At 62.2% G+C, this 25,701-nt stretch carries 30 protein-coding genes; 21 read left to right on the top strand and 9 right to left on the bottom strand.

All coding sequences use genetic code 11. The annotated features are described in order from the left end of the window. Positions 1-4 precede the first annotated feature (4 nt). The 19 genes from L858_RS0116570 to L858_RS0116485 all read left to right on the top strand — a co-directional run bounded on the left by L858_RS0116570 (position 5) and on the right by L858_RS0116485 (position 16,913). Positions 5-748 carry a LuxR family transcriptional regulator gene (locus tag L858_RS0116570; RefSeq protein WP_021245254.1) on the top strand — a complete coding sequence of 248 codons (744 nt, stop codon included), beginning with the start codon at positions 5-7 and terminating at the stop codon, positions 746-748. Positions 749-820: 72 nt separating this feature from the next. After that, positions 821-1,432: an acyl-homoserine-lactone synthase gene (locus tag L858_RS0116565; RefSeq protein ID WP_021245255.1), complete on the top strand. Its 612-nt coding sequence runs from the start codon at positions 821-823 to the stop codon at positions 1,430-1,432. 10 nt (positions 1,433-1,442) lie between these two features. Next, positions 1,443-2,390: a phytanoyl-CoA dioxygenase family protein gene (locus L858_RS20425; protein WP_021245256.1), complete on the top strand. Its 948-nt coding sequence runs from the start codon at positions 1,443-1,445 to the stop codon at positions 2,388-2,390. Positions 2,391-2,440: 50 nt separating this feature from the next. Beyond that, positions 2,441-2,782, top strand: a complete 342-nt coding sequence (locus tag L858_RS0116555) for a hypothetical protein (RefSeq protein ID WP_021245257.1) — start codon at positions 2,441-2,443, stop codon at positions 2,780-2,782. Continuing rightward, the gene (locus tag L858_RS0116550) at positions 2,779-3,447 is read left to right on the top strand and encodes a lytic transglycosylase domain-containing protein (RefSeq protein WP_021245258.1); all 669 of its coding nucleotides are present in this window, start codon (positions 2,779-2,781) and stop codon (positions 3,445-3,447) included. Before L858_RS0116555 ends, L858_RS0116550 begins: the two co-directional genes overlap by 4 nt. Further along, entirely contained in the window at positions 3,444-3,782 is a 339-nt protein-coding gene (locus L858_RS0116545; RefSeq protein WP_021245259.1) for a TrbC/VirB2 family protein, read from the top strand. The genes L858_RS0116550 and L858_RS0116545 overlap by 4 nt, the downstream gene beginning before the upstream one ends. Beyond that, positions 3,779-4,129 carry a VirB3 family type IV secretion system protein gene (locus L858_RS0116540; protein ID WP_021245260.1) on the top strand — a complete coding sequence of 117 codons (351 nt, stop codon included), beginning with the start codon at positions 3,779-3,781 and terminating at the stop codon, positions 4,127-4,129. The genes L858_RS0116545 and L858_RS0116540 overlap by 4 nt, the downstream gene beginning before the upstream one ends. Continuing rightward, positions 4,122-6,533, top strand: a complete 2,412-nt coding sequence (locus L858_RS0116535; RefSeq protein ID WP_021245261.1) for a VirB4 family type IV secretion/conjugal transfer ATPase — start codon at positions 4,122-4,124, stop codon at positions 6,531-6,533. The genes L858_RS0116540 and L858_RS0116535 overlap by 8 nt, the downstream gene beginning before the upstream one ends. Before the next feature lie 3 nt (positions 6,534-6,536). Beyond that, the gene (locus L858_RS0116530) at positions 6,537-7,253 is read left to right on the top strand and encodes a TrbJ/VirB5 family protein (protein WP_022684248.1); all 717 of its coding nucleotides are present in this window, start codon (positions 6,537-6,539) and stop codon (positions 7,251-7,253) included. Next, positions 7,253-7,456, top strand: a complete 204-nt coding sequence (locus tag L858_RS21775; protein ID WP_076605730.1) for an EexN family lipoprotein — start codon at positions 7,253-7,255, stop codon at positions 7,454-7,456. Before L858_RS0116530 ends, L858_RS21775 begins: the two co-directional genes overlap by 1 nt. Before the next feature lie 17 nt (positions 7,457-7,473). Beyond that, positions 7,474-8,418: a TrbL/VirB6 family protein gene (locus L858_RS0116525; RefSeq protein ID WP_021245263.1), complete on the top strand. Its 945-nt coding sequence runs from the start codon at positions 7,474-7,476 to the stop codon at positions 8,416-8,418. A gap of 334 nt (positions 8,419-8,752) precedes the next feature. Continuing rightward, positions 8,753-9,451, top strand: coding sequence for a VirB8 family type IV secretion system protein (locus tag L858_RS0116520; RefSeq protein WP_022684247.1), 699 nt, complete (start codon positions 8,753-8,755; stop codon positions 9,449-9,451). Continuing rightward, positions 9,448-10,305, top strand: coding sequence for a P-type conjugative transfer protein VirB9 (virB9, locus tag L858_RS0116515; RefSeq protein ID WP_021245265.1), 858 nt, complete (start codon positions 9,448-9,450; stop codon positions 10,303-10,305). Before L858_RS0116520 ends, virB9 begins: the two co-directional genes overlap by 4 nt. Positions 10,306-10,308: 3 nt before the next feature. After that, entirely contained in the window at positions 10,309-11,532 is a 1,224-nt protein-coding gene (gene virB10, locus L858_RS0116510) for a type IV secretion system protein VirB10 (protein ID WP_021245266.1), read from the top strand. A gap of 3 nt (positions 11,533-11,535) precedes the next feature. Beyond that, positions 11,536-12,540 carry a P-type DNA transfer ATPase VirB11 gene (gene virB11, locus L858_RS0116505; RefSeq protein WP_007684605.1) on the top strand — a complete coding sequence of 335 codons (1,005 nt, stop codon included), beginning with the start codon at positions 11,536-11,538 and terminating at the stop codon, positions 12,538-12,540. Beyond that, positions 12,524-14,485, top strand: coding sequence for a type IV secretory system conjugative DNA transfer family protein (locus L858_RS0116500; RefSeq protein WP_021245267.1), 1,962 nt, complete (start codon positions 12,524-12,526; stop codon positions 14,483-14,485). Before virB11 ends, L858_RS0116500 begins: the two co-directional genes overlap by 17 nt. Then, complete coding sequence (locus L858_RS0116495; protein ID WP_015449348.1) at positions 14,475-15,338, top strand: LPD7 domain-containing protein; 864 nt, start codon at positions 14,475-14,477, stop codon at positions 15,336-15,338. Before L858_RS0116500 ends, L858_RS0116495 begins: the two co-directional genes overlap by 11 nt. A 45-nt stretch (positions 15,339-15,383) precedes the next feature. After that, positions 15,384-16,076: a HEPN domain-containing protein gene (locus L858_RS0116490; RefSeq protein WP_015449349.1), complete on the top strand. Its 693-nt coding sequence runs from the start codon at positions 15,384-15,386 to the stop codon at positions 16,074-16,076. Positions 16,077-16,079: 3 nt separating this feature from the next. Further along, positions 16,080-16,913, top strand: coding sequence for a protein NO VEIN domain-containing protein (locus tag L858_RS0116485; RefSeq protein ID WP_022684246.1), 834 nt, complete (start codon positions 16,080-16,082; stop codon positions 16,911-16,913). Between the two features lie 36 nt (positions 16,914-16,949). Here the strand turns inward: L858_RS0116485 and L858_RS20420 are convergent, their stop codons facing one another. Continuing rightward, positions 16,950-17,495, bottom strand: a complete 546-nt coding sequence (locus L858_RS20420; protein ID WP_200887597.1) for a helix-turn-helix transcriptional regulator — start codon at positions 17,493-17,495, stop codon at positions 16,950-16,952. 135 nt (positions 17,496-17,630) lie between these two features. Between L858_RS20420 and L858_RS21770 the strand changes: the two genes are divergently transcribed. After that, a complete protein-coding gene (locus tag L858_RS21770; protein ID WP_193742883.1) occupies positions 17,631-19,640 on the top strand; it encodes a DUF3320 domain-containing protein in 2,010 nt (669 codons plus the stop codon). Between the two features lie 168 nt (positions 19,641-19,808). Here the strand turns inward: L858_RS21770 and L858_RS0116465 are convergent, their stop codons facing one another. Further along, positions 19,809-20,078, bottom strand: coding sequence for a hypothetical protein (locus L858_RS0116465; RefSeq protein ID WP_017182168.1), 270 nt, complete (start codon positions 20,076-20,078; stop codon positions 19,809-19,811). A 122-nt stretch (positions 20,079-20,200) separates the two neighbouring features. Between L858_RS0116465 and L858_RS0116460 the strand changes: the two genes are divergently transcribed. Beyond that, positions 20,201-20,878 carry a hypothetical protein gene (locus L858_RS0116460; RefSeq protein ID WP_007684587.1) on the top strand — a complete coding sequence of 226 codons (678 nt, stop codon included), beginning with the start codon at positions 20,201-20,203 and terminating at the stop codon, positions 20,876-20,878. Here L858_RS0116460 and L858_RS0116455 read toward each other — a convergent pair. From L858_RS0116455 to L858_RS21765, 7 genes are all read right to left on the bottom strand, one after another. Next, positions 20,858-21,490: a DUF6088 family protein gene (locus L858_RS0116455; RefSeq protein WP_017182166.1), complete on the bottom strand. Its 633-nt coding sequence runs from the start codon at positions 21,488-21,490 to the stop codon at positions 20,858-20,860. The genes L858_RS0116460 and L858_RS0116455 overlap by 21 nt on opposite strands. A 138-nt stretch (positions 21,491-21,628) precedes the next feature. Beyond that, positions 21,629-22,735, bottom strand: a complete 1,107-nt coding sequence (locus L858_RS0116450) for a relaxase/mobilization nuclease domain-containing protein (RefSeq protein ID WP_017182165.1) — start codon at positions 22,733-22,735, stop codon at positions 21,629-21,631. Next, entirely contained in the window at positions 22,728-23,264 is a 537-nt protein-coding gene (locus L858_RS0116445) for a plasmid mobilization protein (protein ID WP_017182164.1), read from the bottom strand. The genes L858_RS0116450 and L858_RS0116445 overlap by 8 nt, the downstream gene beginning before the upstream one ends. A gap of 251 nt (positions 23,265-23,515) precedes the next feature. Next, a complete protein-coding gene (locus L858_RS20410; protein WP_022684243.1) occupies positions 23,516-24,448 on the bottom strand; it encodes a ParB/RepB/Spo0J family partition protein in 933 nt (310 codons plus the stop codon). Then, positions 24,448-25,212, bottom strand: a complete 765-nt coding sequence (locus tag L858_RS0116435) for a ParA family protein (RefSeq protein WP_022684242.1) — start codon at positions 25,210-25,212, stop codon at positions 24,448-24,450. Before L858_RS0116435 ends, L858_RS20410 begins: the two co-directional genes overlap by 1 nt. 13 nt (positions 25,213-25,225) lie before the next feature. Then, on the bottom strand, positions 25,226-25,402 hold the full coding sequence (locus tag L858_RS22060; RefSeq protein WP_017182162.1) for a hypothetical protein: 177 nt from the start codon (positions 25,400-25,402) through the stop codon (positions 25,226-25,228). Between the two features lie 183 nt (positions 25,403-25,585). Beyond that, the coding region (locus L858_RS21765; RefSeq protein ID WP_022684241.1) for a DUF3768 domain-containing protein at positions 25,586-25,701 on the bottom strand (116 nt) is incomplete at its 5' end.

Below are 25,701 nucleotides of genomic sequence, written 5' to 3'. Positions count from 1 at the left end.
CGTGATGATCGGGCTTGGGCAAGTTCAGGACTTCTGCGCGGTCGCCGCGATAATCAAGGACAGCCAAGCACTGGCCGGCCTGATGGCCGAAATTACGCGTGCGATGGGCTTTCGGTACGTTTCTCTGGTCCACCATATCGACCTCAAGCCAGCGGTGAGCTCTGTCCATATCGTCGATTATCCACCAGAATGGGTGGAGCGTTTCCAGGCGCGTCGCCTCTATGCCAGTGATCCGATCCACCGGGCCAGCCATCGCACTAATATCGGCTTTGCCTGGTCGGCGGTGCAATCCCTTATCACGCTTAGTGCTGCTGATCGGTCGATCCTGGCGGAGGCGCACGACGCCGGGCTGGGCGATGGTTTCACGGTTCCTGCCCATATTCCGGGGGAAGTGAATGGGTCCTGCTCATTCGCCATGGGGTCAGGCGACGTGCTCGATCAACGACAGCTCCCGCTCGTCCAGCTGATCGGCAGCTTCGCATTCGAAGCCGCGCGCAGGCTTTCCCGTCAAACCCCAGCTCCATGCGAAGGCCCGTGCCTGACTGAGCGGCAGGCCGAATGTGTGGCGCTGGTAGCACGCGGGAAAACCGACTGGGAGATTAGCCAAATCCTCGGCATTGGGCAGGAAACGGTGATCCAGCATGTCAAGGATGCACGCGACCGCTACGGCGTGACGAAGCGCACGCTGCTGGCGATCCGCGCATTGTTCGATGGACAGATCAGCTTCGCAGATGTTTTCGGGCGATGATCTCCCCAGGACAGGGGATAACCGAAAGAACGCGGGCCTGATCGACTGACCGCCTCACCAAAGGAGGCTGTCATGCATATCGCAACCGGCGCTGCCCGCGCCATGGAAAACCGCCTGTTCTGTTCGATGTTCGAGGAACGCAAACGGGTATTCGTCGATCTTCTGCGCTGGGACGTGCCGGTCTTTGCCGGTCGTTATGAAATCGACCAGTTCGACAATGACCGTGCCGTCTACATCGTGATAGCCGACGCCGAGGGCGAGCATCTTGCCTCGGCGCGGCTGCTTCCGACGACCGGTGACCATATTCTCGGCACCATTTTCCCCGAGCTGTGCGAACAAGTGCCTCCCCGGGGTGGTGCGATCCTCGAGATCACGCGCTTTTGTCTTGCACGACGATTGCGCGCACGAGAGCGCCTGGAGGTGCGCAATCGGCTGGTGTCCGCGCTCGTCGAATATGCGCTCGGCAATCATATCGACAGTTACACCGGCGTTGCTGAGTGGTTCTGGTTCCAACAGATCCTGAGCTTTGGCTGGGCATGCCGTCCCCTCGGCCTGCCCGCCTCAACAAGCAGCCGCTGCCTTATCGCCTTACAGATCGACATCAATGGCAGCACCCGCGAGCAGCTGCAGGCCAGCGGCATCTGGCGCTCGGTCGGCCTTGCCGATCTTGCCAAGGCTGCTTGAAGAGGGCACCATGACAAATCTCTCCCCCTATCGCCCAGCTGCCGAACCTGCGGTCGATGACGATTTACAGCGGCACGGCTTCTGCGTGTTGCGGGACATCGCATCCAAGACAGAGGTCGCGGAGATCGATCAGGCCCTCGATCCGCGGTTTGCCGCCACACCCTTTTGCCAGGGCGGCTTCTACGGTCCGCTCACCAAGCGCTTTGGCGGCCTTTTGAAACGCGTACCCACTGTCGAGCGACTCGTGCGCCATCCTGCGATCATGCGCCTGGTGCGGTCGGTTCTCGACCCCTGGTGCGATACCATCCAGCTCAACCTCACGCAGGCGCTCGAACTGCATCCAGGAGCGCCGGCGCAGTTTCCTCACAGGGACCAGGATATGTGGCGCGGCCCGGCCGGCGAGCTCGAATATCTCGTCAACGTGATGTGGCCGATTTCTCCGTTCAAGGCTGAAAACGGCGCCACATTGATCTGGTCCGGGAGCCATAATGCCGGCTCCATGGTCAAGGACGCGCAGCCCATGGCGGTTGAGGCGGAGCCGGGCTCGGCGATCCTCTTCCTCGGTTCTACGCTGCATGGTGCCGGCGCCAACATGACCGGCGCGATCCGGCGTGGCATCATCGTCAGCTATTGCCTGGGCTGGCTGAAGCCCTACGAAAATCAATGGCTGACCTATCCGCCCAATGCGGCCCGTGCGTTCGATCCAGACCTTGCCGCGCTGGTCGGCTACCAGCAGCACCGTCCCAATCTCGGCAATTATGATGGCCAGTGTCCGTCCGTCCTGCTTCGGGGCGAACCGCCGGAATATCTGGCTGCCACCGATGCTCTGCGACCCGATCAGGAAAGTGCGCTGGCCGAATTTCTGGACCAGCAACGCACGAGCCTACTCCCCCCGGCTGGGGGGATTGCCGAAATCGGGGCCGGGCGGAACAAAAGAGAGGTGAAATCCAACGGATAGCTGACGCCAATTCCCGACGCGGGAGGTGTCTCTCACGGGGGAATGACCCGATGCAACGCGTGACTCTCAGCCTGGCGGTGCTCGCCATGGGCACCGCCCTTCAACCGACTCCCGCGCGAGCGAATGACTTGGGCTGCCAGGTTCTCCTGTGCCTTTCTAATCCTGGTGGCGCGACGCAATATGCCCAGTGCGTCGCGCCCATGACCAAGTTGTGGCAGCGCTTGGCCACCGGCGGCTCTTTTCCCGGCTGTAGCGGCGGCGGTGTTGCTCGTACCAAGGTCCACGATCGCGATTCCGCAACGCGGCGCCGGGTTGTCATGACTTTCAGCGATGGACGCCGCGAGACCTACTCGCTGGCCCATATCGAGCGGCTGCAGGATCTCGCTCGATGATCCTCGACGTCGCCAGTCTTCTCGCCCTTGCAGGCTCATGCGCGCCAAGCGTGGCGCCTGAGACGCTGATCTCGATCGTTCACACGGAAAGCCGATTCAACACGCTGGCGATCGGGGTCAACAGTCCGGGTGCGCGCAAGCCGGTGCCGGCGACGAGGGCACAGGCGATTGCCGCCGCGCGTCGCCTCATTCGCCAAGGCTACAACATCGATTTGGGCTTGGGGCAGATCAACAGCGCCAACCTCGGATGGCTGGGTCTGTCGGTGGAGGATGCCTTCGAGCCGTGCCGCAACCTTGCCGCCGCCGCGCGGGTGTTGACGACCAACTATCAGTCGGTGGCGCACTCCGCCCAGAGTTCGGACCATGCGATCGCAACAGCGCTCTCGCTCTACAATACTGGCGATCGGCGGCGCGGCTTTCGCAATGGTTATGTCGCCCGGGTCTATGCCAGCGCGTCAACCGTCATTCCCCTGATCCGCGGCAGGCACCCAGCGTCGGTGATGACCGCGCCTGTCCGGCTTGCCGATGCGGTGATCGCCAAACCGCAACCCACTGCGCTCGCTGCGACGCAGGCCGCTGGTTGGAACATCGCCGCAGATGCCCGGCAAGCCTCGCTCATGGTCTTCGGGGACGGGACAACTTCTCAGAAAGGACAGCATCCATGACAGCGATCACCGCCCGCCTGGGCTCCCAGCCCCAATGGGCGCGTCTTCTGCTGCGCATCGCCGGCATCGTCGGCCTGGCGATGCTTCTCTCGTTGCTGCTGAGTGATCCTGCTCATGCGCAAGGTGCGGACGGCATCACCTCCATGGCCGAGAACATCAAGACCTGGCTAACGGGAACCTTTGCCAAGACGATTGCGGTGATCGCCGTCGTCATCGTCGGCTTCATGTTCTTCACCGGACGGGCGAGCCTCGGCCTTTTGGTGACGGTCATCGTCGGCATTTTCATCGTCTTCAGCGCGCAGTGGATCGTCGATACCATCACCGGTGGCGCGTGAAGGAGGCCGCGCCCTCGAACGAGCGGCTGCGCGAGGAAACGCTTTTCCTTGCGGTGACCCGGCCGACGATGTGGCTGGGCGTGCCGCTCGAAGCATCCTTGCCGATTGCGCTTGCTGCCTGTCTCACCCTGATCGTCAGCGGCAATCCGCTTTACGCGGGGGCGATCGGCGGCGCGTGCCTCGCGGTGGCGCGCCTCATCGTGCGCCACGACGCCAATGCCTTTCGCCTGCTATGGTTATGGACTTTGACCAAGGCGCGCTGCCGGAACCGCGGCTGGTGGGGCGGCAGTTCCTATTCGCCGCTGCCGGTCGCGGGGATGAAGCGCAAGGGTTTCGCGCGTGGCTAGCGCCGCCGCCCAGCTGCCGCCGCGCAAGACGCCTTGGCGGGTTCTGACCCGAGAAGCGGAGCCCGGGCGCTATCTTCCCTATGCCCGCCATGTGACGCCCGATGTGATTGCGCTTGATAGCGGCGATCTCATGATGATGTTCCGCCTCGAAGGCATGGCTTTCGAGACGGCTGATCCGATCCACCTCAATGATTGGCACGAGAAGCTCAACGGCACTTGGCGCAACATCGCCGACGATCGGCTTGCGATCTGGACCCACATCGTCCGCTCAGCCGTAGGGGACTATCCCGAAGGGCAGTTCCGCTCAAAGTTCGCCGCCGAGCTCGACGCTAAATATCGGGCGCGCGTCACCGCCAAGCGGATGTTCGTCAATGAGCATTATCTGACGCTTCTCATGCGTCCGGCAGTCGGATCGGCCGACCGGACCGGGCTGCTGCTCAAGCGGATCGCGAAAGCCAAGGCCGCAGAGGAGGAGGTCGATCCCGATGAACTGGCGCGCTTCGAGGAGAAGGCGCGCGACATCGAGAAGCTGCTCCGCCGCTGCAGTCCGGCGCGCCTTGCTCTCTACGAGCATAATGGCCTGATCTTCTCCGCCCCGCTTGAGGTGCTCGAGCAAGTGATGATGGGTGCGCGATCCAGGGTTCCGCTCGTCCGCGGGCATCTGGGATCCGCGCTTTACGGCGAGCGCGTGATCTTCGGACGTGAGACGGTCGAGATCCGTGCCCATGACACGAGCCGCTGGCAGGGAATCTTCGGCATCAGGGAATATCCCGCGCTGACGCGCCCGGGACAGATGAATGCCTTGCTCGGCCAGGATTTCGCCTTCGTCGTCTCGCAATCCTTCACCTTCATGGGCAAAGCGCGGGCAGCCGAACGTCTGCGCCGCCGGCAAAACCAGATGGCCTCGACCGAGGATGCCGCAGCGAGCCAGGCGCTCGATCTCGCCGATGCAGCCGACGATCTGCAAAGCAACCGGTTCGTGCTCGGGGAGCATCATTTCTCGCTGGCGGTCTTCGCCGACAGCCAAAGGCGACTTGCCGACAATCTCTCGGCCGCGCGCGCGGCACTGGCCGATGCTGGTTTGGTGGCGGCGCGCGAAGGACCAGCGCTCGAAGCAGCGTTTTGGGCGCAGCTGCCCGGAAATTTCGCATGGCGGGCGCGGCCAGCGGCGATCACCTCGCGCAATTTTGCTGCCTTGGCGCCGTTCCATACCTATCCCGCAGGCCGGGCCAAGGGGAACCATTGGGGGCCTGCGATCGCCATGATGAAGACGGCCGCGCAATCGCCCTATTATTTCAACTTCCATGTTGGCGACTTGGGTCACACACTGATCATCGGTCCTTCCGGCGCGGGCAAGACCGTCGTCCAGAATTTTCTGATGGCGCAGCTCGAGAAGACGGGCGCGCAGCAGATCTTCATCGACAAGGACCGCGGCGCGGAGATCTATGTCCGATCCGCGGGCGGGATCTATCTGACGCTGAAGAATGGTGAGCCTACGGGTTTCGCTCCGCTGCGGGCACTCGACTATGGTCCGCGCAATCTTGTCTTCCTGGGGCGCCTGATCCGGCAGCTGGTGACGCCGGTTGGAGGCCAACTCGGCGTCACGCAGGAGCGCATGATCGATGAGGGGCTGGCCTCGCTCGGACGCCTTGCGCCGGAGGACCGCTCCATTCTCGCGCTTCGCCAGCTGCTCGGTCAGCGCGACCCGGAAGGCATCGGTGCCCGGCTGGAGAAATGGGCGCGGGGCGGTTCGCTCGGCTGGGTGTTCGACAATGAGATCGACGCTTTGTCGCTGGAGGCGCCGTTCGTCGGCTTCGACATGACCGATTTTCTCGACAACCCCGAAGTGCGCACGCCGCTCATGATGTACATGTTCCACCGGATCGACGGTCTCCTCGACGGCCGGCGGCTTGTGATCGATATCGACGAATTCTGGAAAGCCTTGGGGGACGATGCGTTCCGCGCCTTCGCGCAGGACGGCCTCAAGACCTACCGCAAGCAGAATGCCTTTCTTGTCTTCGGCACGCAAAGCCCTGCGGATGCGCTGCGTTCGGACATTTCGCACAGCATCATGGAGCAGGTTGCGACCAAGATACTGCTTCCCAACCCCTATGGCCGCGAAACGGACTATGTCGATGGACTGGGTCTGACCCAGGCGGAATTCAAGCTCATCCGCCACGATCTGAATCCGGAATCCCGCCGGTTCCTGGTCAAGCAAGGCCATGACTCAATCGTCGTCGAGCTCGATCTTGGCGGTCTCTCCGACGAGCTGGCAGTTCTCTCGGGCACCACGGAAACGGTGACGCTGCTCGATGCCATCCGCGCCGAGGTCGGCGACGATCCCGAATACTGGCTGCCCCTCTTTCACCAGCAGCGTCGATCTCCATCGAGCAGGAAAGGATGAGCTATGCGTAAAGGCGGATTCGCAGCGATCGGTGCGATTATCCTGGGAACGGCGGGTCCGGCCGCCGCCCAGGGCATACCGGTCTATGACAGCTCCGGCTATTTGCAGGCGCTCGCCACGGTCAAGAACACCCTGTCCATGATCGACCAGGGCAAGGAGCAGATCGCCGAGGCCAAGCAGCTCTACGGTAGCTTCAATCAGGTCACCGACGTCAATGGCATTGCCCCGTCGCTATCGACCGATGCCATGCGCCATCTTCTGCCGCCTGAGGCCCGCGACCTCGGCAGGCTGATGTCGTCGGAAAATGCCAGCCTGGGATCGCTTGGCAGTGCCGCGACCCGCATTCGCGATGCCAACCGCATTGCACTGCCGGAGCTGCGGCCTGGCGCATCCGCTTATGAACGGGCGTCGCGCGACAACCTGTTGCGAAACGGCGATCTGGCCGCCCGCGATGCTGCGATAGCGGAGTCGGCCTACCGCGTCTCGGCCCAGCGCACCGCAGGCTTGGAAGAACTGCGCACCTCGCTCGATACGGCTTCGGACGCCAAACAGGTCATGGACATCCAGGCAAGGGTAGGGGTCGAAAACGCCCATATCCAAAATGATGCCCTGCAGTTGCAGGCGCTGCGGATGCGGCAGGAGTCAGGACGTCGTCTTCAGATGCAGCGCGACGATGAGCAGGATTTAGCCGACCTATCGGCAAGTTTGGGAGGCTCGTAATGCTCCGGGCCATTGTCGTAAGCGTTACTTTGGTTGGCTTGCTCGGGTGCAAACCGCCGACCGGAAAAGATGAGTATCGCAGTAACTCCGATCTGCGGAATCAAACGCTCAGGGATTGCGCGAACGGAACCCATCCAAGTTCCCGCGAGTGCGTCAATGCTCAGGACGTTAAAGATCTCGATGACCTGAAGCGGTCACTTTGACGGCGAGCTGACCCGCAATGGCCTCTACACTGTTCAACGATTTCTATATGCAGGTCGACAATCAGTTAGACCTGTTCCTCAACGAGCGTCTTCAAAACGTCGTTGAGGTTGTTCGCGGGCCGCTCGCCGTTGGGCTTGTTATTTATATCGCTTTGTTCGGCTACATGGTGATGCGCGGCATTATTAGCGAACCCTGGGGCGAACTATTCTACCGAATGGTCAAGCTCTGCCTGCTGTATATTGCCGCAACGACGGTCGCCTATTCCGAGTGGATCACCACGCCTCTTTTTCATGGGATGCCGGACGCACTCTCGCAGGCACTCTCCGGGCGGACCATCACCAGCGTGGGCGCTGCATTTGATGACTACTTCAATCAAGTCGACAGCATAGTTCTCATAATTCGCGCCAAAGCTGCGACGTATATTGAAATTAATCCGATGCGTTTGGTGCTGATCGCTCTAGCCGTTTGCCTCTACGCGCTGGCAGGATTGTCTGCCGCGATCGGTTTTTCAATTACTATTTTTGCCAAAATAGCGCTGGCCATTATTATAGCTCTCGGGCCAATTTTCATTGCACTTGCATTGTTCGAACCTACGCGCCGCTTCTTTCATGGATGGCTCGGGCAGGTCTTCAACTACATAGTCCTCATGGGAGTGATCATCGCGATCACGACGCTCATTTCTGATTTGGGCAGCATCGCAATCGCGGCTGCAGAATCAAAAGCTGATGTGACAATCGGTGCGGTTCTTTTCGCCGTTTATCTCTTCCTCGGGACCATTTTCTTTTTCCAGGCTCCGGCCATTGCCACCGGCATTGCGGGCGGCGCCGCTGCGGGGGTTGGTGCCTTCGCCGGGACCGCCTGGGGGACGATGGCATCTCCCCTCCGACAACGCCGCATTGCGCGCAACAGCCGCAATCTGGAGCGCGCCGCTCGTCGGGGCGGCTCCATCGAAGCGGCATAGTGAGACATCACCATGACCTTGCCCTGTCCTCAAAAATCGACGTTCACCATCCGCCAGGTTACTTTCTGCCTGATCGGCAGCCTTCCACTGCTGGGCCTCGCGGCATGCGCGTCCGGACCCAAGAAGCTGGCCGTTTGCAACGGGCACCATCTGCGTGACGTGAACATCTATGGGAGCGTTCTGCCCGGATCGCCGGTGCGGGCGACTACAGCGCCGCGCCCTGCGCCGCCCATTCCTCCCTTGTCTCATCCGCAGGTGGGCGATCCACCGCCTCCGCCCGCAGTGCCAGCGCCTCCGGACGACAAGGTTTCCTTTGCGCCAAAGGACATTCGTTATGCGAGTTGCTGACGATGACGCGGAGGCGGTGCCTACTTCCGGGCTCAAACGCTATTTCCAGGAAGCGCGAAGCTGGGACCAGGACAGGGTTCGATCGGCATTGCGATCGACGCGTATTGCTTGGACCGTGGCGACGGTAACCTCGATCCTTGCGGCCGCATCCATTTTTGCTGTCGCCGCGCTGGCCCCGCTCAAGACCGTCGTGCCCTATGTCATTCGGGTCAATCAGACTACGGGCGCGGTGGATGTCCAGACGGCGCTGACCCAGCGGCCGATGCGCTATGATGAAGCGGTCACCAAATACTTTCTCGCGCAATATGTCCGGACGCGTGAAAGCTGGATACCGGCGGCTGCCGAGGAGAATTTCCGCTTCGTGACAATCCTGTCGCAGCCGGCGGAGCAGCAGCGCTGGGCACGCTTCTTCAGCAACAACAATGCTGCCAGTCCCCAGAACGCCTGGGGGAAAAACGCAGTCGTCCAGGCGCGGGTGCGCAACATCGCCTTCATCAATGATCGGGTTGCCAATGTGCGATTCACACGGATCGTCCAGACCGAGACGGATACGCAGAGCAGCGATTGGATCGCCACGGTCACTTTCGCCTATGCCAACGCGCCGATGGCCGAAGGTGATCGCTTTCGGAACCCGCTCGGCTTCCAGGTCGAGAATTACCGCTCCGACCCGGAGGTAGTCCGATGAAAACATTGGTCGCTGCGGTTTTCATCGCGTTTGCATCCCTTTCTGCTGCCCATGCGGTTGAGGTCCCGCGTGGCGCTGCGTCTGACCCACGCGTCAAGTTCGTCGATTATGAGGAAGCGCAGGTCTATCGCATCGTCGGGACCTTCCGGACAGCAACCCAGATTGTCCTCAGCGAGGACGAAACGATTCAGCACGTAGCGCTGGGCGACACCGTCTCCTGGGAGGTGGCGGTGGCCGGCCACATCTTGTTCCTCAAGCCGCGCGAACGCGCTGGACCGACCAACCTTATCGTCACCACGTCTCGCGGCGGAACCTTAAGAAGCTATGCCTTTGAACTCACGGCTCGTAGTGGTCCGATCATCGGCCGCAACGGCCAGGCCTATTTCCAGGTCCGCTTCCGCTATCCGCGGGACGAGGTGGCGCGGGCCGAACGCCTGAGAGCGGCACAGATCGCGATGCAAGCGGCGGCGCTGGAGGCCCAGGCTGTTCGCGGTGCCCTCGACCATGCGGTGATCGAGGGTCCGCGCAACATGAATTATAAGGTGCAGGGTTCGAGCGATTTGCAGCCGTCGGAGGTCTCCGACAATGGCCAATTCACGGTTTTGCGGTTTCCGGCGAACCGGGAAGTTCCTGCCATTTATCTGGTGAGGCCAGACGGGTCCGAAACCCTGGTTCCCTTCGACGTTCGCGATGAATTCGTCGTCGTTCATTTGGTGGCGCGCCAACTGCGCCTGCGCCGGGGCGGCGAGGTGCTGTGCATCTATAACCAGGCGCCCGAACCTTATGGCGTCGATCATGGAACGAATACCGGATCGTCTCACGTCGAGCGCACCATCTCCCATCCGCAGGAATGAACCATGGCCGATGAACCGTCCCCTGTCGTGCGCCCGCTGCCCGGTGCCGATCCAACGCCCGAAAGGCACGAAATTCTTCACGAGCGTGGAATCGAGCCGATCGGCGGCACGACGCCCGCGCGGCGCAACACCGCGCTGATCTTCGCCGGCACGGCAATGGTCCTGGGCATTCTCTGGGTGAATTCCGGCACGGGCCAGCAATCCTCGTCTCGTGACCTCACCGCGCCGGCAGGTGCAGCCCGGGAACGACCCGATATCGTCGCTCGGGAAACAGTCGATTATGCCGCGGTCGCCCCTCAACGCCGACCGCTCGGGGCTGCCCGCGCGGACCCCAACGCGCCGGTGCTCAATCCTGCCGCTGGCGTTCCCGGACCTGAAGGCCAAATTGTGCCCGCCATGCAGCCGGGCGCGGCACCGAGCGGGACCAGTGCCGCTCGGCCAACGCTTGCCGAGCAGGCGCGGCGGTCCACGCTGATCGCCTATGGAGGTCGCGATCTTGGCCGCGAGGCCGGCGCGCCCACAGCTGCAGGGGCTGCCGGGGAAGCGCCCGACAACGCTGCCGGAGCGCCAGAGAGCGGCGAGGGCAGGGCGCCCAACGCGCTCGATCTTTTGCGGCAAAGCTCCTCGACCGGGGAAGCGCGGGCCTCGATGCTGCCGAACCGCAATTTTCTGATTACGGCGGGCACATTGATCCCCTGCATTCTGCAAACCGCCATCAATTCCGCGCAGCCCGGTTACACGTCCTGCCTGATCCCGCGAGACGTCTATTCCGAGAATGGCCGGGTCGTACTCATGGAAAAGGGCACGCGCGTTCTCGGCGAATATCGCGGCGGCATCCAGCAAGGGCAAAATCGCCTGTTCGTCCTCTGGACGCGAGCGGTAACGCCCCAGGGCGTGCGGATCGATCTTGCCTCGCCTGGCTCCGATGCACTCGGCCGAGCCGGGCTTGCAGGCGCGGTCGACAGCTTCTTCTGGGCGCGTTTTGGCGGCGCCCTGCTCCTCTCACTCGTCGATGATGCCGCCTATATCGCCGGACAGGCCGCCTCGAGCGGCAATGGCAATTTCAACAATGTGACCCGGGCGCCCAGCGAAGGCGCGGCGATTGCCTTGCAGAACAATATCAATATCCGGCCGGTCCTGAAGAAGAATCAGGGCGAGGAGGTCGGCATCTTCGTCGCCAAGGATTTCAACTTCGCCGACGTCTACAATCTGGAACTGCGGCGGTAAGCCATGCGCGATACCGCCGTCCTGCGCCACTATCTCGCGCCGCTCCTGCCCCTCCTGGAACCGGAGGATGTCACGGAGCTGGTGGTCAACCGCCCGGGAGAAGCGGGGATCGAGGACCGCCAAGGGTGGCGCTGGCAGGAGATGCCGGAGCTGGACAGCGACTGGCTTTCTACCCTGGCTGTTGCCGCGGCGAGCTTCACGCACCAGGATATCGATGGTCAGTCTCCGATCTGTTCGACAGTCCTGCCGGGCGGCGAGCGCTGCCAGATCGTCATACCGTCGGTCACCCCAAGCGGTTGCCCTTCCTTCACGATCCGCAAACCGTCGACCGTGACCCTGCCGATCGACCAACTGGCTGGGGCCGGGCTGTTCCGGATGACGCGCGCCAGCGCCAAGGGTCTCACCGATGTCGATGCGCGGTTAGTGGCGCTGCGCGACGCGGGCGACTGGCCGGAATTCTTCAAGGTCGCCGTTCCGGCACGCAAGAACATTCTGGTCAGTGGCGCCACGGGTTCGGGAAAGACGACCCTCGCGAAAGCGCTCATCCAGCTTATCCCACCGGAGGAGCGGTTGCTCACCATCGAAGACACCCGTGAGCTGGTCGTGCCTCATCGCAATGTCGTCCATATGGTCTATTCGAGCGAGGGGCAGGGCCTGGCCAAGGTTGGCGCCAAGCAGCTGCTCGAAAGCGCGCTGCGCATGCGGCCCGACCGCATCCTGCTCCAGGAGCTGCGTGACGGCACCGCCTTCTTCTATCTAAGGAACGTCAATTCCGGGCATCCCGGATCGATCACGACCGTCCACGCCGGTTCACCCGCCGGCGCGTTCGAACAGCTGACGCTGCTCGTCAAGGAATCGGAAGGCGGCCGCGATCTCGCCCGCGACGATATTCGCGGACTCCTTCGCATGCTCGTCGACGTCGTTGTGCAGACACGCCGTCACGGCGGGCGGTTTGAGGTCGACGAGATCTATTTCGAGCCGAGGATGGGCGATGCTGGCGCAGCGTAGTCCCTGGGCGATTGGCCTGTGCGTGATCGGCGCAATTCTGTTGTGGGCTGTCATTACCCTGTTCGTTGCCTTGTTCGGACTCGGGCAGATCGGACCTAATATCGATCTCGGCACTCTGCCGGCCTGGCTCTGGTATTATCGTGGTGATCCACTGCTCGGGGATTGGATCAAGCGGGGTGCGATGGCCGGCGCCGCCGTAATCGCGCTTCTTGTCCTCACGATCCTGCGGCGAGGCCCATCCTTGCACGGCAGGGCTCGGTTTGCACGCGAGGGCGAAATCCGACGCGAGGGGCTGCGTGCCCCGTCTGGCATTGTCGTTGGACGCAAAGCAGGGCGTTTCCTCATTTTCGGCGGAAACGAGCATGTCCTGCTCGAAGCGCCGACGCGCGCCGGGAAGGGCGTCGGTGTTGTCATCCCCAATCTGCTAACCTGGCCGGATTCGGTCGTCGTGCTCGATGTGAAGCGGGAGAATTGGAGTACCAGCGCCGGTTATCGCCAACGTGCCGGTCAATCGGTTTACCTCTTCGATCCGTTGGACCCTGAAGGGCGGACGGCACGGTACAATCCCCTGGCGCATATCCGGCGAGCCGATGACACCGAAGTCGTCAACGAGCTTCAGAAAATCGCAGTCATGCTCTTCCCCGCGCCGGAACGATCGGACCCGTTTTGGGCCGAAGCGGCGCGGGCGGCCTTCATCGGCGTCGGCGCGCTCGTTGCTGCCAATCCTGGCATGCCCTTCACGATCGGCGAGATCTATCGACGGCTGACCACTGGGGATCCCAAGAGCGATCTTCCCAAGGCCCTGGAAGAGGCGAGGGGGGCAGGACAGCGCCTAAGTCAGGCATGCGTCTCGGCAATCCAGGATTTCGCCTCGGCTTCGGACAACACCTTTTCCGGGATCAAGCAGACGATCACGGCGCGGCTCAATCTCTGGCTCAACCCCGTGGTCGATGCCGCGACCTCGGCAAGCGATTTCGACCTGCGCGAAGTCCGGGCGCGGCGCATGTCGATCTATCTCGGTGTCTCGCCCGACAATATCGACCGGATCGCGCCGGTTTACAGCCTCTTCCTGCAGCAGCTGGTGGATCTCAACACGCGCGATTTGCCCGACGCTGCCAGCAATGTCCCAGTCCTGATCCTGCTCGATGAATTCGCAAGGCTGGGGAAGGCCTCGGTCATCGCGGGCGGCTTTTCCTATGTCGCTGGATACGGCTTGCGCCTGCTGCCGGTGATCCAGAGCCGGGCGCAGCTGCGGGCCATTTATGGTCCCGATGTTACCGACGAAATCATCGCCAATTGCGGGCTTGAGGTGGTGTTCACGCCCAAGGAGCTGAAGGTCGCGAACGAGCTTTCAGAGCGGCTCGGCTTCTTCACGATGAATGTAAAATCGCGCAGCCGAACGATTCATGGGCTGTTGGCCAATCGCAGCATATCGGAATCCGATCAGCGCCGCGCCCTCCTGCTGCCGCAGGAGCTGATGCAGATGCCCAAGACCGAGCTCTTGTTGCTGCGCGGCGGGATCGCGCCGGTTCGTGGCAGGAAGATCGCCTTTTATCGAATGCCGCGCTTCACAAGGCGCGTGTTGGCGCCGCCCATTCTGCCGTCGCGGCCTATCCCCGCTGCTCAGCCCCCAACTGTTCTGCCGCCAGGCAAGCATCAGGTGGTGTCCCCTTACAATGACGCGGAGAAATCAACGGCGAAGAGCACGGGCGGGGCCTTGCTGGAAGAGACCAAGATGCGGGAAATGACCGATGGTGAACTGGCGGGCGCGGCTAAGATTACCGATGATATGTTGGTCCTGGGCAACCTGACCGACTTGCCGCCGCCCGGCGATGAGGCAGCGGCCATCGCTTTTGTGTCATCGATGATCGAGCGGGCGCTCGTGCAGACGGAAGGGGCGTCATCTTCACCCCTCATCCAGGAAAGGACAGATCATGGCCGCTGAAAAACCTGTGGTGCCACGCGGTATGAGCAAGCGTAGCAATACGATCGCTCAGGACGCGGCAGCCAAGTCGGCGAACGCGGCGCAATCGTCGCCCGAAGCAACCAAGAAGGGGAAGTCGATCGATCCGTCCGTTCTCCAGGCGGCGTCGTCTGGTGACATTCCTGATGCCTTGCGAAAGCGCTATTTCTCCACGACGAACAAATGGTCGGGCGAGCCTGCTTATTTCACGAGTGCGCAGGCTAAGGAACCGGCGTTCCGTGACCAGGGCAGACGGCTCATCACCTCCAGCGAGAGCGACGAAGTTGTGCGCGATCTCGTTGCCATCGCTCGCCATCGCGGGTGGTCACACGTCCATGTTACCGGCAGTGAGACGTTCCGAAGGGCAGCGTGGCTCGAAGCCAGTCGCCAAGGTTTGGAAGTACGGGGATATCGGCCGAGCGAACGGGATTTGCAGGAGCTGGATCGCGTGCGGCGCGATGCTAGTCGCAACAGCATCGCCCCTGCCGTCACTGCGCCGGCGTCGCGCGAACCTGGGCGGGATCGACGCCAGCCCGATGAGGCGTCTAGGCAAACATCGTCGGAGCAAAGCCGGGTGAAGAATGCGCGGGCGGCCCAGAGCCAGCTTCGCGTGATTGAGACGGTGGTGCGCGCGGCCTTGTTCGACAATCCCGATGCCGTTGCCAGGGTAATGAAGGTGGCAAACGACAAGGTGCAAACGCATCTGCAGGCAGGTCGGCAGTTTCAGGCAGCCAAGGTGCGGGACACCTCGGTCCGGGCGGTTGAGCCGTCAGGCCGGAACCGGCAGGAACCCGGCAAGGAACGAGCGCCGCTGCAACGATCTCGAGGCCGTTGATCGAGAGGGATTGAGCCTGACCAGCAAGGCTTTACCATATCGGTCATGGCCTATCGCTATCCGCCCGGCAGCCCGCTGCACCATGAGATCTTGAAGGCCAAGCAGCGCGAGCTGCGTGGCGATTTTCCGGAGCCGCTGACGCTCAGGGTGCATCGCGCGCTGTCGTGGCTGCGCCGTGCCGAGGCCGAGCAGGCCGATGAGGATGTACGTTTCATCCTGCTCTGGATCGGCTTCAACGCTGCCTATGCCGGCGACGTTGAAGCATCGCGGGTGATTGGTATCCCCGAGGGTGAGCGGGGATTGTTCCAGGCCTTTTTCGCAACCCTTGTGGGCTTTGATGGCAAACATCGCATCTACGACATGGTCTGGCAGCGCTTCCCTCAGGAAATCCGGGTGCTGCTCGCAAACCGCTATGTCTTCCATCCCTTTTGGCAGCATCACAATGGTGCGTCCGGCTATGCCGACTGGGCTGACAGGCTCGAGCGGTCGCGGACAGCGATAGGCGCCGCACTGCGCGATCATGACACGGCCAGGATACTCTCGATCCTGTTCGACCGGCTTTATGTGCTGCGCAACCAACTGGTGCATGGTGGCTCGACATGGAACAGCGATGTCAATCGCGCCCAGGTCAGGGATGGCGCCGCGCTGCTCGGCTGCTTGCTGCCGATCTTCATCGATCTCATGATGGACAATGCCGGGCATGAATGGCCGATGCCGAACTACCCGGTGGTGGAGTAGGGCGTGGCGGAAGTCTGGTCCGATCAGGAAATTGATCACATCGTCGCCGACTATTTCGCCATGCTCACCGACGAGCTGGTTGGTCGCTCCTTCAATAAAGCGGCGCGAAACCGCGATCTTCAAGCCGTGATCGACCGTAGCAAGGGCTCAATCGAGTTCAAGCATCAGAACATCAGCGCGGTCTTGCTCGGCCTTGGTCAGCCTTGGATCGAGGGCTATAAGCCGGCCGCCAATTTCCAGAATGCGCTGGTCGATGGCGTCCTGCGGTGGTTGGAGGCGCGGACCGAATGGCTGGCTCCCGACAGGCTCTCACGAGCTGCCCTGAACGTACCGGAAGCGCAAGGATCACTGCGGATCGGGCCGCCGCCCACGGTGCGCAACGAACCGTCGCCGATCGATCCAGCGTTCATGGCCGCGATCGGCCGCAAATATGATGTCGCCGAGCGCGACGCGCGCAACCGGGCGCTTGGCAAGGCGGGTGAAGAATGTGTGCTGCATCACGAGCGCCGTCATTTATCTGCCGCGGGCCGCGACGATCTCGCGGACAAAGTCCCCTGGACATCCGTGCAGGATGGCGATGGTTTTGGCTTCGATATCCGGAGCTTTGAGGCGGACGGGCGCGAGAAGCTGATCGAGGTCAAGACCACCAACGGATGGGAGCGCACGCCTTTTCATATCTCTCGCAATGAGCTGGCCGTCGCCGATACGAGGCGCGAGGAATGGTGCCTCATGCGGCTGTGGAATTTCGCCCGTGCGCCAAGCGCCTTCACGCTGCGCTCGCCCCTGAGCGATCACGCACAATTGACGGCGACCAGCTTCCTCGCCGAGCTCAATTGAAAACCGCCGCCACGAAGGGCGATACAAATCGGTCAATCAGGGCAGGGCCGGGAAGTCGGGACGCGCGTGGCCTTCGACCAGCGCCCGCAACCCCGCCGGTTCCAGCACCTCGACCTTGTCGCCCCATTGATAGAGATGCCAGGCCATTTCCAGCCAGCCTGCGGCTTTAAACCGGACAATCAGACTGCCGTCGTCCCGATATTCGGCCGACTGGTTGGGGTGGAACTGGAATTCCGCCGCACGCGAGGCTGCCTCGGGAAGAAACCGCCAGACGATCTCGCCATATTGGGCGGGGTCCTGATAAGCGCCGAAGGCCTGCGCCGCATGATCGTTCAAGGAAAAGCCGGATTGGATGGGAAAACTCTCATCGAGACATTCGGCGCTGTGAATGCGGTCCAGGCGAAAATGGCGGAGATTCTCGCCTCGATCAGCCTGGCGAGCAACGAGATAGCTGCGCAATCCCAGCAAGAGCCCATGCGGCTCGACCGTCCGGGTTTCTGCATCGGTGTCGCCATAGACAATGCGCATCTTGAACGGTCCGCGCAGCGCCTCGATCAGAACGTCGGTGACCTCAGGTCTCATCGCGACCTTTGGGCCTGGCCGCGCCACTTGGCCCAAAGCCGATAGCACCGCCTCCGCATCGGCTTCCGAGCGCAGCGCGTCGCGCGGGGAGAGGCGCGTGATCAGGCTGTCTCTTAGATCTTCCAGCGCACGGGCATGGCGGAGCCGGTTCTCATCACGGGCTGCGCGAGCGGCGATTTCCAGAGCCTCGATGGTGTTCTCCTGGCGCGGTTGCAGCCGCTCAGGGATGGGACTTTGCCGATGGCATCCGAGCGGCTGGATCCGCCTTTGATTGACGTTTTCGTGGAGGACGGCTTCCGCAAGGGAGACGTGAATGTTCCCGAGGCGGAATTCATCGTCTCTGAGATCGCGGCGATCGCGGAAGACGAAAGGATGTCGAAGCGAACGATCGGCGTCACCACATTGCTGGGTCAGAACCAGGCCGCGCACATTTACAAGGAGATCGAGCAGCGTCTCGGAACTGAGGTGATGGAGCGCCACACAATTCGGGTTGGTGATCCGACCGCTTTCCAGGGTGATGAACGGGACATCATGTTCGTCTCGTTGGTGGCACAGCGGGAGGATAGCCCGCTCTCAGGCAATCGATATGAACAGCGCTTCAACGTCGCCTTGTCGCGGGCTCGAGATCGAACCTACCTTGTTCGCTCGGTTGAGCTCGATCAGCTGCGCACGAGCGATCAACTGCGTCGATCCCTCCTGGAGCATTTTCGATGCCCCTACCCGGCTGAAACTTCTGATCTGAAGGATCGGCGTGATCGGTGCGAATCCGATTTCGAGCGGGAAATGTTCGACTTGCTTTGCGAACGCGGCTTCCGGGTCAACACTCAGGTTCGTGTCGGAAACTTCAGAATCGATCTCGTGGTCGAGGGTGACAACGACCAGCGCATTGCCATCGAATGCGACGGGGATCGCTACCACGGGCCCGACAAGTGGCCAGATGACATGATGCGCCAGCGTATCCTTGAGCGTGCCGGTTGGACGATCTGGCGTTGTTTTGCCTCGCGTTTCGTTCGCAATCGGCAGGTAGTAGTCGATGAAGTTGCCGCATTTCTTGCCGCGCGGGGAATTGAACCGATCAACGATGGCGAAGAATGGATAAGCCGCCATACAGAATTGCGGACTTGGCGGCTTCCGTCGCCTGAAGATGCTGAGCCTGCACCTGCCGTAGGGCAATCACCGCCTGATGATGGTGAAACCGATGATGCTTGGCCGGCGCCAGCTCAAAATACGGGTGTCCTCAGCGCCGCCGAAGCGCCTGATTTCAATATGAACTTGACGCGTGTCACCGAGTCACAAGTTCAGGATGCCATTCTCAATCTGATGTCTGATAAGCTCGTTTGGTCCAATGGTGAGTTAAAAAGGGCGCTCGTGGACGTCTTGGCTCTGTCCGATGCTGATCGGGCACCCGCCAACTTTCGCCCGGGCGAGGAAAAGTGGGAAGAACTGGTAAACAATGCCCTTTCCCCTTCTCGTGGAAATTCGCTTCATTCAAAGGGCTTGGTCAAGAGCGCAGGGCGCGGCCTGCATGTCCTGTCTGATGACGATATGGCAGGGCCCGTCGACAAAGCCGCCGTGGTCCGCCCCTCCAGCCCCGAGGATGGCGAGAAAAGTTATTCGCCTCCTGCAATCGAAATCGGCACCGAATACCAAATCGCCTCTCTGGTTGTTCCATTGGAAGAGGTCGAACAGATCTATCAGGCAGAGTATAAGCCAAGACTTGAAAGGCTGATCGACGCCACACTTCAGGCCGAGGGGCCAATGTATGAAGACATCCTGATTGAAAGGATCGCCCGCGCTCACAAAAAGGAGCGAGCAGGCCGGATTATTCAGGATATCGTTACACAGGCAATTTCCGATCGTCATCCATCGGTGCAAGAAGATGGCCGGAACGTGGTATTCCACGAAACGATGGATACTGGCCAGTTGGTTGCGTATCGACCGGCCCGATCAGATTGGCGATCTCACCGCGACATTCCTCTCATTGAACTCGCGAGCCTGGCGTTGCCTCTTGTCCGAAGAGGCAAGGCGGAAGCCGATGTCCTTGCCCATTTTGCACGGACTTTCAGCTTGGCTCGATTGCGGGAGCCTACGAGGAAGCGGTTTGAAGCTGCTATCGCAATGGCAAAAGCGACGCGCGAGAATTGATGTCAGGCTTGTGAACGCCCTGCGTTATCGCGGCCGTGCAAGAAAGCTGGCAGCCGTCGAACGTGGGCACCCCACTACTGAAGCTCAAACTACGGCAATTTAACATAAGATATATTATCAAACTTTTATCGTTTTATATCAATCATTTATCATCTGAAAGAGCAAGGGTCATTCCGGTGAATTGATATCCGCCCAATAGGTGATCTCCTCGAAAAGGTGCATGCCTTCCGGAGCTTCCCATCCCTTACGCCCGTCATCCCATCGGCCGATTACGGGGCGATCTCCTTCCCAGAGCAGCATGAGGCGACCGTCCTTTCGGTCGTCGGGCATCGCGCCAATCGGGTCCCACGGGATGTATTTCGCTGTGATCACGCAAAATCTCGTCGCATGCCGGCGGCGCGCGAGTTCATTCACGCTGCGCTGCTCCAGCAACGGCATTGAAGATCGAATCGACGATGTCTAGAAATAAAGTGCCCCGACGGTTTGCAAAGCAGGGACCGCCGGGGGATACCCAGTTCATATGGCGCAAGGGTGCCTAAAAATCAAGTGAAAAGGTTCCCGTGCCAACGTTCGTTCATGCCTTGTCCGCTGACCGCTTCGACACTTATCTGAAGTGGGCCGGAGCCGATCAGACGCTCGCAGAGCGCCTGTACACCTATAATGTGCAGCTTTCCGCAGCCCTCTATGGCCCTCTACACATGCTCGAGGTCGTGCTGCGTAACATGGCGGACGCGCGGCTTGCGGCCCAACATGGCGCCGCCTGGATCGACGATCCTGCGATCCTTGTGACGAACTATCAGACGGGCGCAATCGCAAAAGCACGGCAAACGCTACAGAAAGACGGGAAGGCAGCGACCCGTCCGCAGATCGTAGCGGAGTTGAACTTCGGCTTCTGGGCGTCACTCTTCGGCCCCAAGTCACACCACCTCTGGCAAAGCCTGCGACCCATCTTTCAGGCCAAAGGCGTACAGCGCGGTGTGATCGCGCGGGACTTGCGCGACCTGCGTATATTGCGCAACCGCGTCGCCCACTATGAACCCATCATCGCGCTTCCGCTCGCGCAGCGCTATGCGAGTATCACGACCTTGACGGGCTGGCTGTCTCCAAGCGCCGCGACATGGATCGCCAAGTATTCGACATGGCCGACACTTTATCCGGCCGTACCCATCCTTGTGCCCGACCCTGCATCTGGAGATTTGCTGGTGGCGCCAGCGGCGCTACCCTTTCTCCCTGCATGACCTATCTCTCCGCGACGCCTGAATCTTCAGGACAATGTCGCCCATCCAGCCCGGCATGGCCGGGCGGCCCGCGACGAGCGCACGCGTACCGGCATCGTCGAGCCGCGCGGCGAAGCGCCCGATCGCATCCGCGTCGATATTGCCCTTCCCCAGATGCGCGAGCGCCTGAACGATCGCATTCACAGACTCCGGCGCGTCGAGCACCGGCGCGCGGCTGTGCTTCAAGGTAACGCTGCGGCCGCCAGCCTTGGCGGTGCGGGTGCGACCGCTGGTGGCGTAGCTCGCCCGGGCGGGCACCTGCGTCGAGAGACCAAGGCTATTGGCCGCCGCCGCTCCCGACGGCGCGAGCGCATCGCCGCTCTGCGCGGAGAGCGCCTGGGCCACCTGCCCGGGATCCGGGCTCAGGGCACCAAGCTTGTCATGCTGGCGGGGATAGTCGTAGAGACCACGGCCGATCCGACGGATGTCACCGGCATGCGCGAGACGCGACAGCGCCATGTCGACCGAGCCGCGCGTGCCGAAGTCGACAAACTGCTTGGGCGTAAACACCCAGCCACGGCCCTTGCCGCGCACACGCTTCATAATCCGATCAGCCACCGCAGACATGTCCATGCTCCTGTCTGTTAGATAATAGCATGGTTTTTTCTAACAAGCCATGACCACAGAAAGCGCCAGTTCCCTCGACTTTCCAAGACATTCTAGCACATGGTAGTGGGAGCATCCCTTCGCAAGATCAACCACCCATGCGAATCAACGCTCCCGCCCACGCTCCGGCACTGGCCGCTCGGGACCAGCTCCACCCTCCAGCTCGCGCGCCGGCTGTGTCGCTTGCCGCCCCTGCATCATCTCGCGGGCCAGGGCCAGACGTCGGGAGACCGCCGGCGGCATAGCCGCCAGGAAACCCGCAATTTCGTCGGAAAGCGCCTGGTCGTCGGCCTCGCCGGTACGTGCAAGCGCCACCGCCGCCTCCGCATAAGCACCGCGTATCTGCTTCTGGCGAACCAGCGCCATCACGTCTTGCGGCCGCCGTTCCTCATCGCGCGCGTGCGCAAAGGCCCGGGCGCGCAGCACGTTGAGTTCATCCATATTGAGCCGGCGCCCCTCCTGACCGATCCGAGCATCGAGATGCAGCGCTGCAGAGCGCACACGCTTTTGAACGTGACCGCGTGCGCGTCTGGGCGTCGCCTCAGCCGCGATGCCGCGCGCCCGTAGCTCATGCGCGAATGTCTCTCGCATATGATGGAGGTCGGCCTTGCGCGGATTGAACCGCGTGCCGTCCGCACCTTCGGTGGCCACCGCCAGATGGATGTGCGGATGATCGGTATCGGTGTGGAGCGCCAGCATATAGGCGTGATTGTCCTCAAACAGGATGCGGGCGAACGCCTGGGCGGCATCCTGCAGCGTCTCGGGATCGGTCGAACCGCCGGGCATGGAAAGGACCAGCGACAGCGAGGTCGGCCGGTCGCGGCCATGCTCGTTCATCGCCTCGTCGAGCATGGCCCAGTCCTGCGCGATCTCCTTCAGCCGTTTGGGATCATTGATGATCTCACCCTCGCTCGAGCGCACCGCAAGCTTCCCGTGCCGCGCAACATAGCCGAAATGCTCCGATAGATGATGCGCGCCATATTGCTTGCCCGAGACCTTGACCATGACCTCCGGGGCCTTGCGCACGATCCGCTCGAGCTTGGCCCGAGCCTCGGCCTGGCTCAGCGGCACGGACCGCCCCTGCCCTCCCCGGCCCGGTGCGCCTCGTCCGATGCGGACATAGGCCCCCCGCAGTGTCCGTTTACCGCCGGTGGGCGGCCGCCATGCCTCCATGAGGCTGGGCAGCGGCAGGATGCCCTCCTCCTCAAGCATCGAGGCTATCCCAATAGGCAAGATCGCCCTTGAGCGCGGTGCCGAGACCGGCAAGCGCCATCCGGATTTCCGTCTGAAAGCTTGCCACCCGTGCCGCCTCGCGCGCGACATCGAGCCCGGATTCGACCATCACCGATGCGTTGAGCGCCCGCGTCGCCTGATTGAGATTGATGCCGATCCGGTTGAGCTCGCGCCACGCCTGGGCCACTGCCGCCCGTTCTTCAAGCGGCAGCGGTGCCGCCGAATGCAGCCGGCAGCGCACCAGCCTCGTCACCCAGTCGGTTCGCTTCATACCCAAAGCATCGGCCTCGGCATCCAGCGCGGCAATTTCCGCTTCGGTCAGCCGGATCTCAAACCGCCGTGTTGCTCGCTCCCGCCGGCGGACTGGCCCCGACCTCTCGCCCTCCTCCGCGTCCACTGCATTCATGACGAGGCGCCGCAGCAAAACCGAGCGGCCACCGGCGCTCTCCGCCACAGCATCGAAGCGCTGGGCGATGTCATCGTCGAGACGGAAGGTGAAGACGGGCATGCATCAAAGGCTATTGTCATACATCCCCGGCGTCACGCCTATCCGGCCCTCACCTTCACTCAACTCATCTGATAGTCTGCTTGAGCAGACTTCGACCATATTTGGGAAAATGCGCCTATCATTCACGCCTGATCCACGAAGGGCGGCGCCAACGGCGCCGCCCCAGCTCGGACCTGCGCAAAAGGCCGCACCCCGAAAGGGGCGCGGCCGACATACACACGAACAGGATATGCGAACGCGGAGGAAGAGGGTCAGAGCATCGCGGCGTCGGGGCGTCCCTCAGACGCGGAGCAAAGTCGTTCGGTCGCCACCTCTTGCCGAGAACCATCGCCGAAGATCACGACGACACGCGGGCCAAGGACAAGACGCGCGGGACGGCCATCAACTTCAACGGCAAGGCTGGCCTCTGGCGTTTGCTCCCCTGGTCGCGCGACTGGCTCAGTCCCTCCCCGCGGTTCCGGACGAGCGACGGTCACTGCCGCGGCCTGCATCGGCGTTGCCTCGATGCTGGGAATGTCCGCCTTACCCTTCAGCCCGGCAATGAACCGCGCGCCTTCCGCCAATGTCGCGCCGCTCTCATCCCAGGCGCCCACATAGGCCTCGACTTCCGCAGGATAATCCCTGGCTGTGCGATGCAGGTCATAGAGCAGCCGGATCGGCGCGCGCGGGAGCGCCTCCCTGAGATAGGCAGGCATGTCACCATAGGCCGCATAGAGCGAGACGAACTGCTTGGAGCGTCCCAGCGCAGCAGCGATTTCGACCTGGCTCATGCCGCCCTTGAGCATACGGGCAATCGCATGAGCGAGCTCGACCGAAGACAGGTTCGCACGCTGATCGTTTTCAACGATCTGATCGGCCAGCAGATGGGTTCCCTCGCCCTCGGCCACGATAATCGCCGGGATCGTCACCCGGCCCGCGAGCTCGGAGGCACGAAAGCGCCGCTCGCCCAACCGGATGCGATACAGGCCAGCGGCGTCGGCGGGAGCAACCGTGATCGGCTGCAAGACCCCGCGGGCCGCTATGGACGCCGCAAGCTCGGCCAGGGCGTCGTCGTCGAAACTGCGCCGGGGATTGCCGGGGTCGGGGATGACCCGCTCCAAAAGAATATCCTCGACCCGGCGCGCCATTTCATGCGCGCCGACCAACAGGCCAAACTCCTCGATGCGTTCATCGAACTTACCCATCAGGCGGCGGCCGCTGGCGCTGAACCCAGTCGCCGTTCGATCTCGGCGAGGATCGGCCGAATTTCCTCGGCCGCCGCCTTGGCGCCGCCACCCCCTTCCATCCAGACCGGTCGATGATTTTCCGCGGCATGCTTATAGGTCGGTCGCGCCTTGATGAAGGCAGGGAACATCAGCCGCTCGCCCACCGCGTGGGCGAGCTTGACGGCATTGTCTATTTCGCGCCGGTCGAACGGGTTGACCATCGATGGCAGCAATCCGAGGAAATCGATCTTGCGCCCCGCCCTCGCCGCCTCGGCCTTGCGCAGCGCGGTCAGCAGCATCTTGGCGCACTCGACCGAATCTTCGGCGACCTGAACGGGCGCGATCACTGCGTCGGCGACCGCGAGAGCGCTCAGGGTAAGCTCGTCCCATTTGGGACCGGTATCGATCACGCACAGGTCGAAATGAGGCGCGAGCGCAGGAAAGCGGCCGAGAAAGTCGCGCACATCCTGTGCCGCCTTGATCATCTGCAAACGCTGGTCGGCAGCGAGCAAAGTGAGCCCGACCTGGCCATCGGCGGCAAGAGCCGCCGATGGATCGAAGAGATCCGCCGCGAAGCCCCCCGGCCGCTCGCGGGCCAGACGGCGTGACGAACTAGCTTGCGGGTCCAGGTCGACAAACACGACCCTGCGTCCCGCCGCTTCGGCCAGATACCAGGCGAGATGCGTGGCGAGGAAGGTCTTGCCTACCCCGCCCTTGAGAAGGCTCACAGCGATCGTCCTCATCGGGGCGGCCAGCTCAACAATAGTCTTCCGGACCGTCGCGCAGATTGCGCTCATAATGGTCACGCGATGACCAGTCGCCGCCACCGCCAATGCCCGGACCGACATAGCGGAACAGGTAGACGGTGAGCGCAAAACAGCCGAACGCAAAGAGGATCGCGTGATCGGGATGGGCGGCGAAATAAGCGGACATGGCGTTAACTCCTCAAATGGTCTGATCTCGCGGCGGTTCACGGCTTTGCACCGGCCCGGGGGCGATGCTCCGGTGCACCCTCCCCTCCCCGAGCGCACTTGGTGCGTGGACATCCTTTGCGCGCAGTCTGCTCAAGCAGACTTTTCACGGCCATCCCCCCGGTCAGGGGGATGGCCGTGCCGATCAGTATTCTTCGGCGAGTAGGATCGTCAGAACCCGAGTGGTGACGTCGGGATTGGCTGGATCGGGTGAGCCCCAGGCAAGCTCGAGATCATAATAGATCCTATGCAGGCCGGATC

The sequence above is a fragment of the Sphingobium bisphenolivorans genome (genome assembly GCF_000412635.1).
Lineage (GTDB): Bacteria > Pseudomonadota > Alphaproteobacteria > Sphingomonadales > Sphingomonadaceae > Sphingobium > Sphingobium bisphenolivorans.
Note: the sequence above shows the minus strand (reverse complement) of the source record. Positions and strands in the feature narration are given on the sequence as shown.

Coding starts and splice junctions, on each gene's coding strand:
- L858_RS0116545 (WP_021245259.1), top strand. CDS start 3,444: ATGACAGCGATCACCGCCCGCCTGGGCTCCCAGCCCCAATGGGCGCGT.
- L858_RS0116495 (WP_015449348.1), top strand. CDS start 14,475: ATGGCCGCTGAAAAACCTGTGGTGCCACGCGGTATGAGCAAGCGTAGC.
- L858_RS0116465 (WP_017182168.1), bottom strand. CDS start 20,078: ATGCCGTTGCTGGAGCAGCGCAGCGTGAATGAACTCGCGCGCCGCCGG.
- L858_RS0116435 (WP_022684242.1), bottom strand. CDS start 25,212: ATGAGGACGATCGCTGTGAGCCTTCTCAAGGGCGGGGTAGGCAAGACC.
- L858_RS0116450 (WP_017182165.1), bottom strand. CDS start 22,735: ATGCTTGAGGAGGAGGGCATCCTGCCGCTGCCCAGCCTCATGGAGGCA.
- L858_RS0116520 (WP_022684247.1), top strand. CDS start 8,753: ATGCGAGTTGCTGACGATGACGCGGAGGCGGTGCCTACTTCCGGGCTC.
- L858_RS0116565 (WP_021245255.1), top strand. CDS start 821: ATGCATATCGCAACCGGCGCTGCCCGCGCCATGGAAAACCGCCTGTTC.
- L858_RS21775 (WP_076605730.1), top strand. CDS start 7,253: ATGCTCCGGGCCATTGTCGTAAGCGTTACTTTGGTTGGCTTGCTCGGG.
- virB10 (WP_021245266.1), top strand. CDS start 10,309: ATGGCCGATGAACCGTCCCCTGTCGTGCGCCCGCTGCCCGGTGCCGAT.
- L858_RS20420 (WP_200887597.1), bottom strand. CDS start 17,495: ATGAGACCTGAGGTCACCGACGTTCTGATCGAGGCGCTGCGCGGACCG.
- L858_RS0116570 (WP_021245254.1), top strand. CDS start 5: ATGATCGGGCTTGGGCAAGTTCAGGACTTCTGCGCGGTCGCCGCGATA.
- virB9 (WP_021245265.1), top strand. CDS start 9,448: ATGAAAACATTGGTCGCTGCGGTTTTCATCGCGTTTGCATCCCTTTCT.
- L858_RS22060 (WP_017182162.1), bottom strand. CDS start 25,402: ATGTCCGCTTATTTCGCCGCCCATCCCGATCACGCGATCCTCTTTGCG.
- L858_RS0116555 (WP_021245257.1), top strand. CDS start 2,441: ATGCAACGCGTGACTCTCAGCCTGGCGGTGCTCGCCATGGGCACCGCC.
- L858_RS0116525 (WP_021245263.1), top strand. CDS start 7,474: ATGGCCTCTACACTGTTCAACGATTTCTATATGCAGGTCGACAATCAG.
- L858_RS0116530 (WP_022684248.1), top strand. CDS start 6,537: ATGCGTAAAGGCGGATTCGCAGCGATCGGTGCGATTATCCTGGGAACG.
- L858_RS21770 (WP_193742883.1), top strand. CDS start 17,631: ATGGCGGAGCCGGTTCTCATCACGGGCTGCGCGAGCGGCGATTTCCAG.
- L858_RS20410 (WP_022684243.1), bottom strand. CDS start 24,448: ATGGGTAAGTTCGATGAACGCATCGAGGAGTTTGGCCTGTTGGTCGGC.
- L858_RS0116445 (WP_017182164.1), bottom strand. CDS start 23,264: ATGCCCGTCTTCACCTTCCGTCTCGACGATGACATCGCCCAGCGCTTC.
- L858_RS20425 (WP_021245256.1), top strand. CDS start 1,443: ATGACAAATCTCTCCCCCTATCGCCCAGCTGCCGAACCTGCGGTCGAT.
- L858_RS0116490 (WP_015449349.1), top strand. CDS start 15,384: ATGGCCTATCGCTATCCGCCCGGCAGCCCGCTGCACCATGAGATCTTG.
- L858_RS0116500 (WP_021245267.1), top strand. CDS start 12,524: ATGCTGGCGCAGCGTAGTCCCTGGGCGATTGGCCTGTGCGTGATCGGC.
- L858_RS0116455 (WP_017182166.1), bottom strand. CDS start 21,490: ATGGACATGTCTGCGGTGGCTGATCGGATTATGAAGCGTGTGCGCGGC.
- L858_RS0116550 (WP_021245258.1), top strand. CDS start 2,779: ATGATCCTCGACGTCGCCAGTCTTCTCGCCCTTGCAGGCTCATGCGCG.
- virB11 (WP_007684605.1), top strand. CDS start 11,536: ATGCGCGATACCGCCGTCCTGCGCCACTATCTCGCGCCGCTCCTGCCC.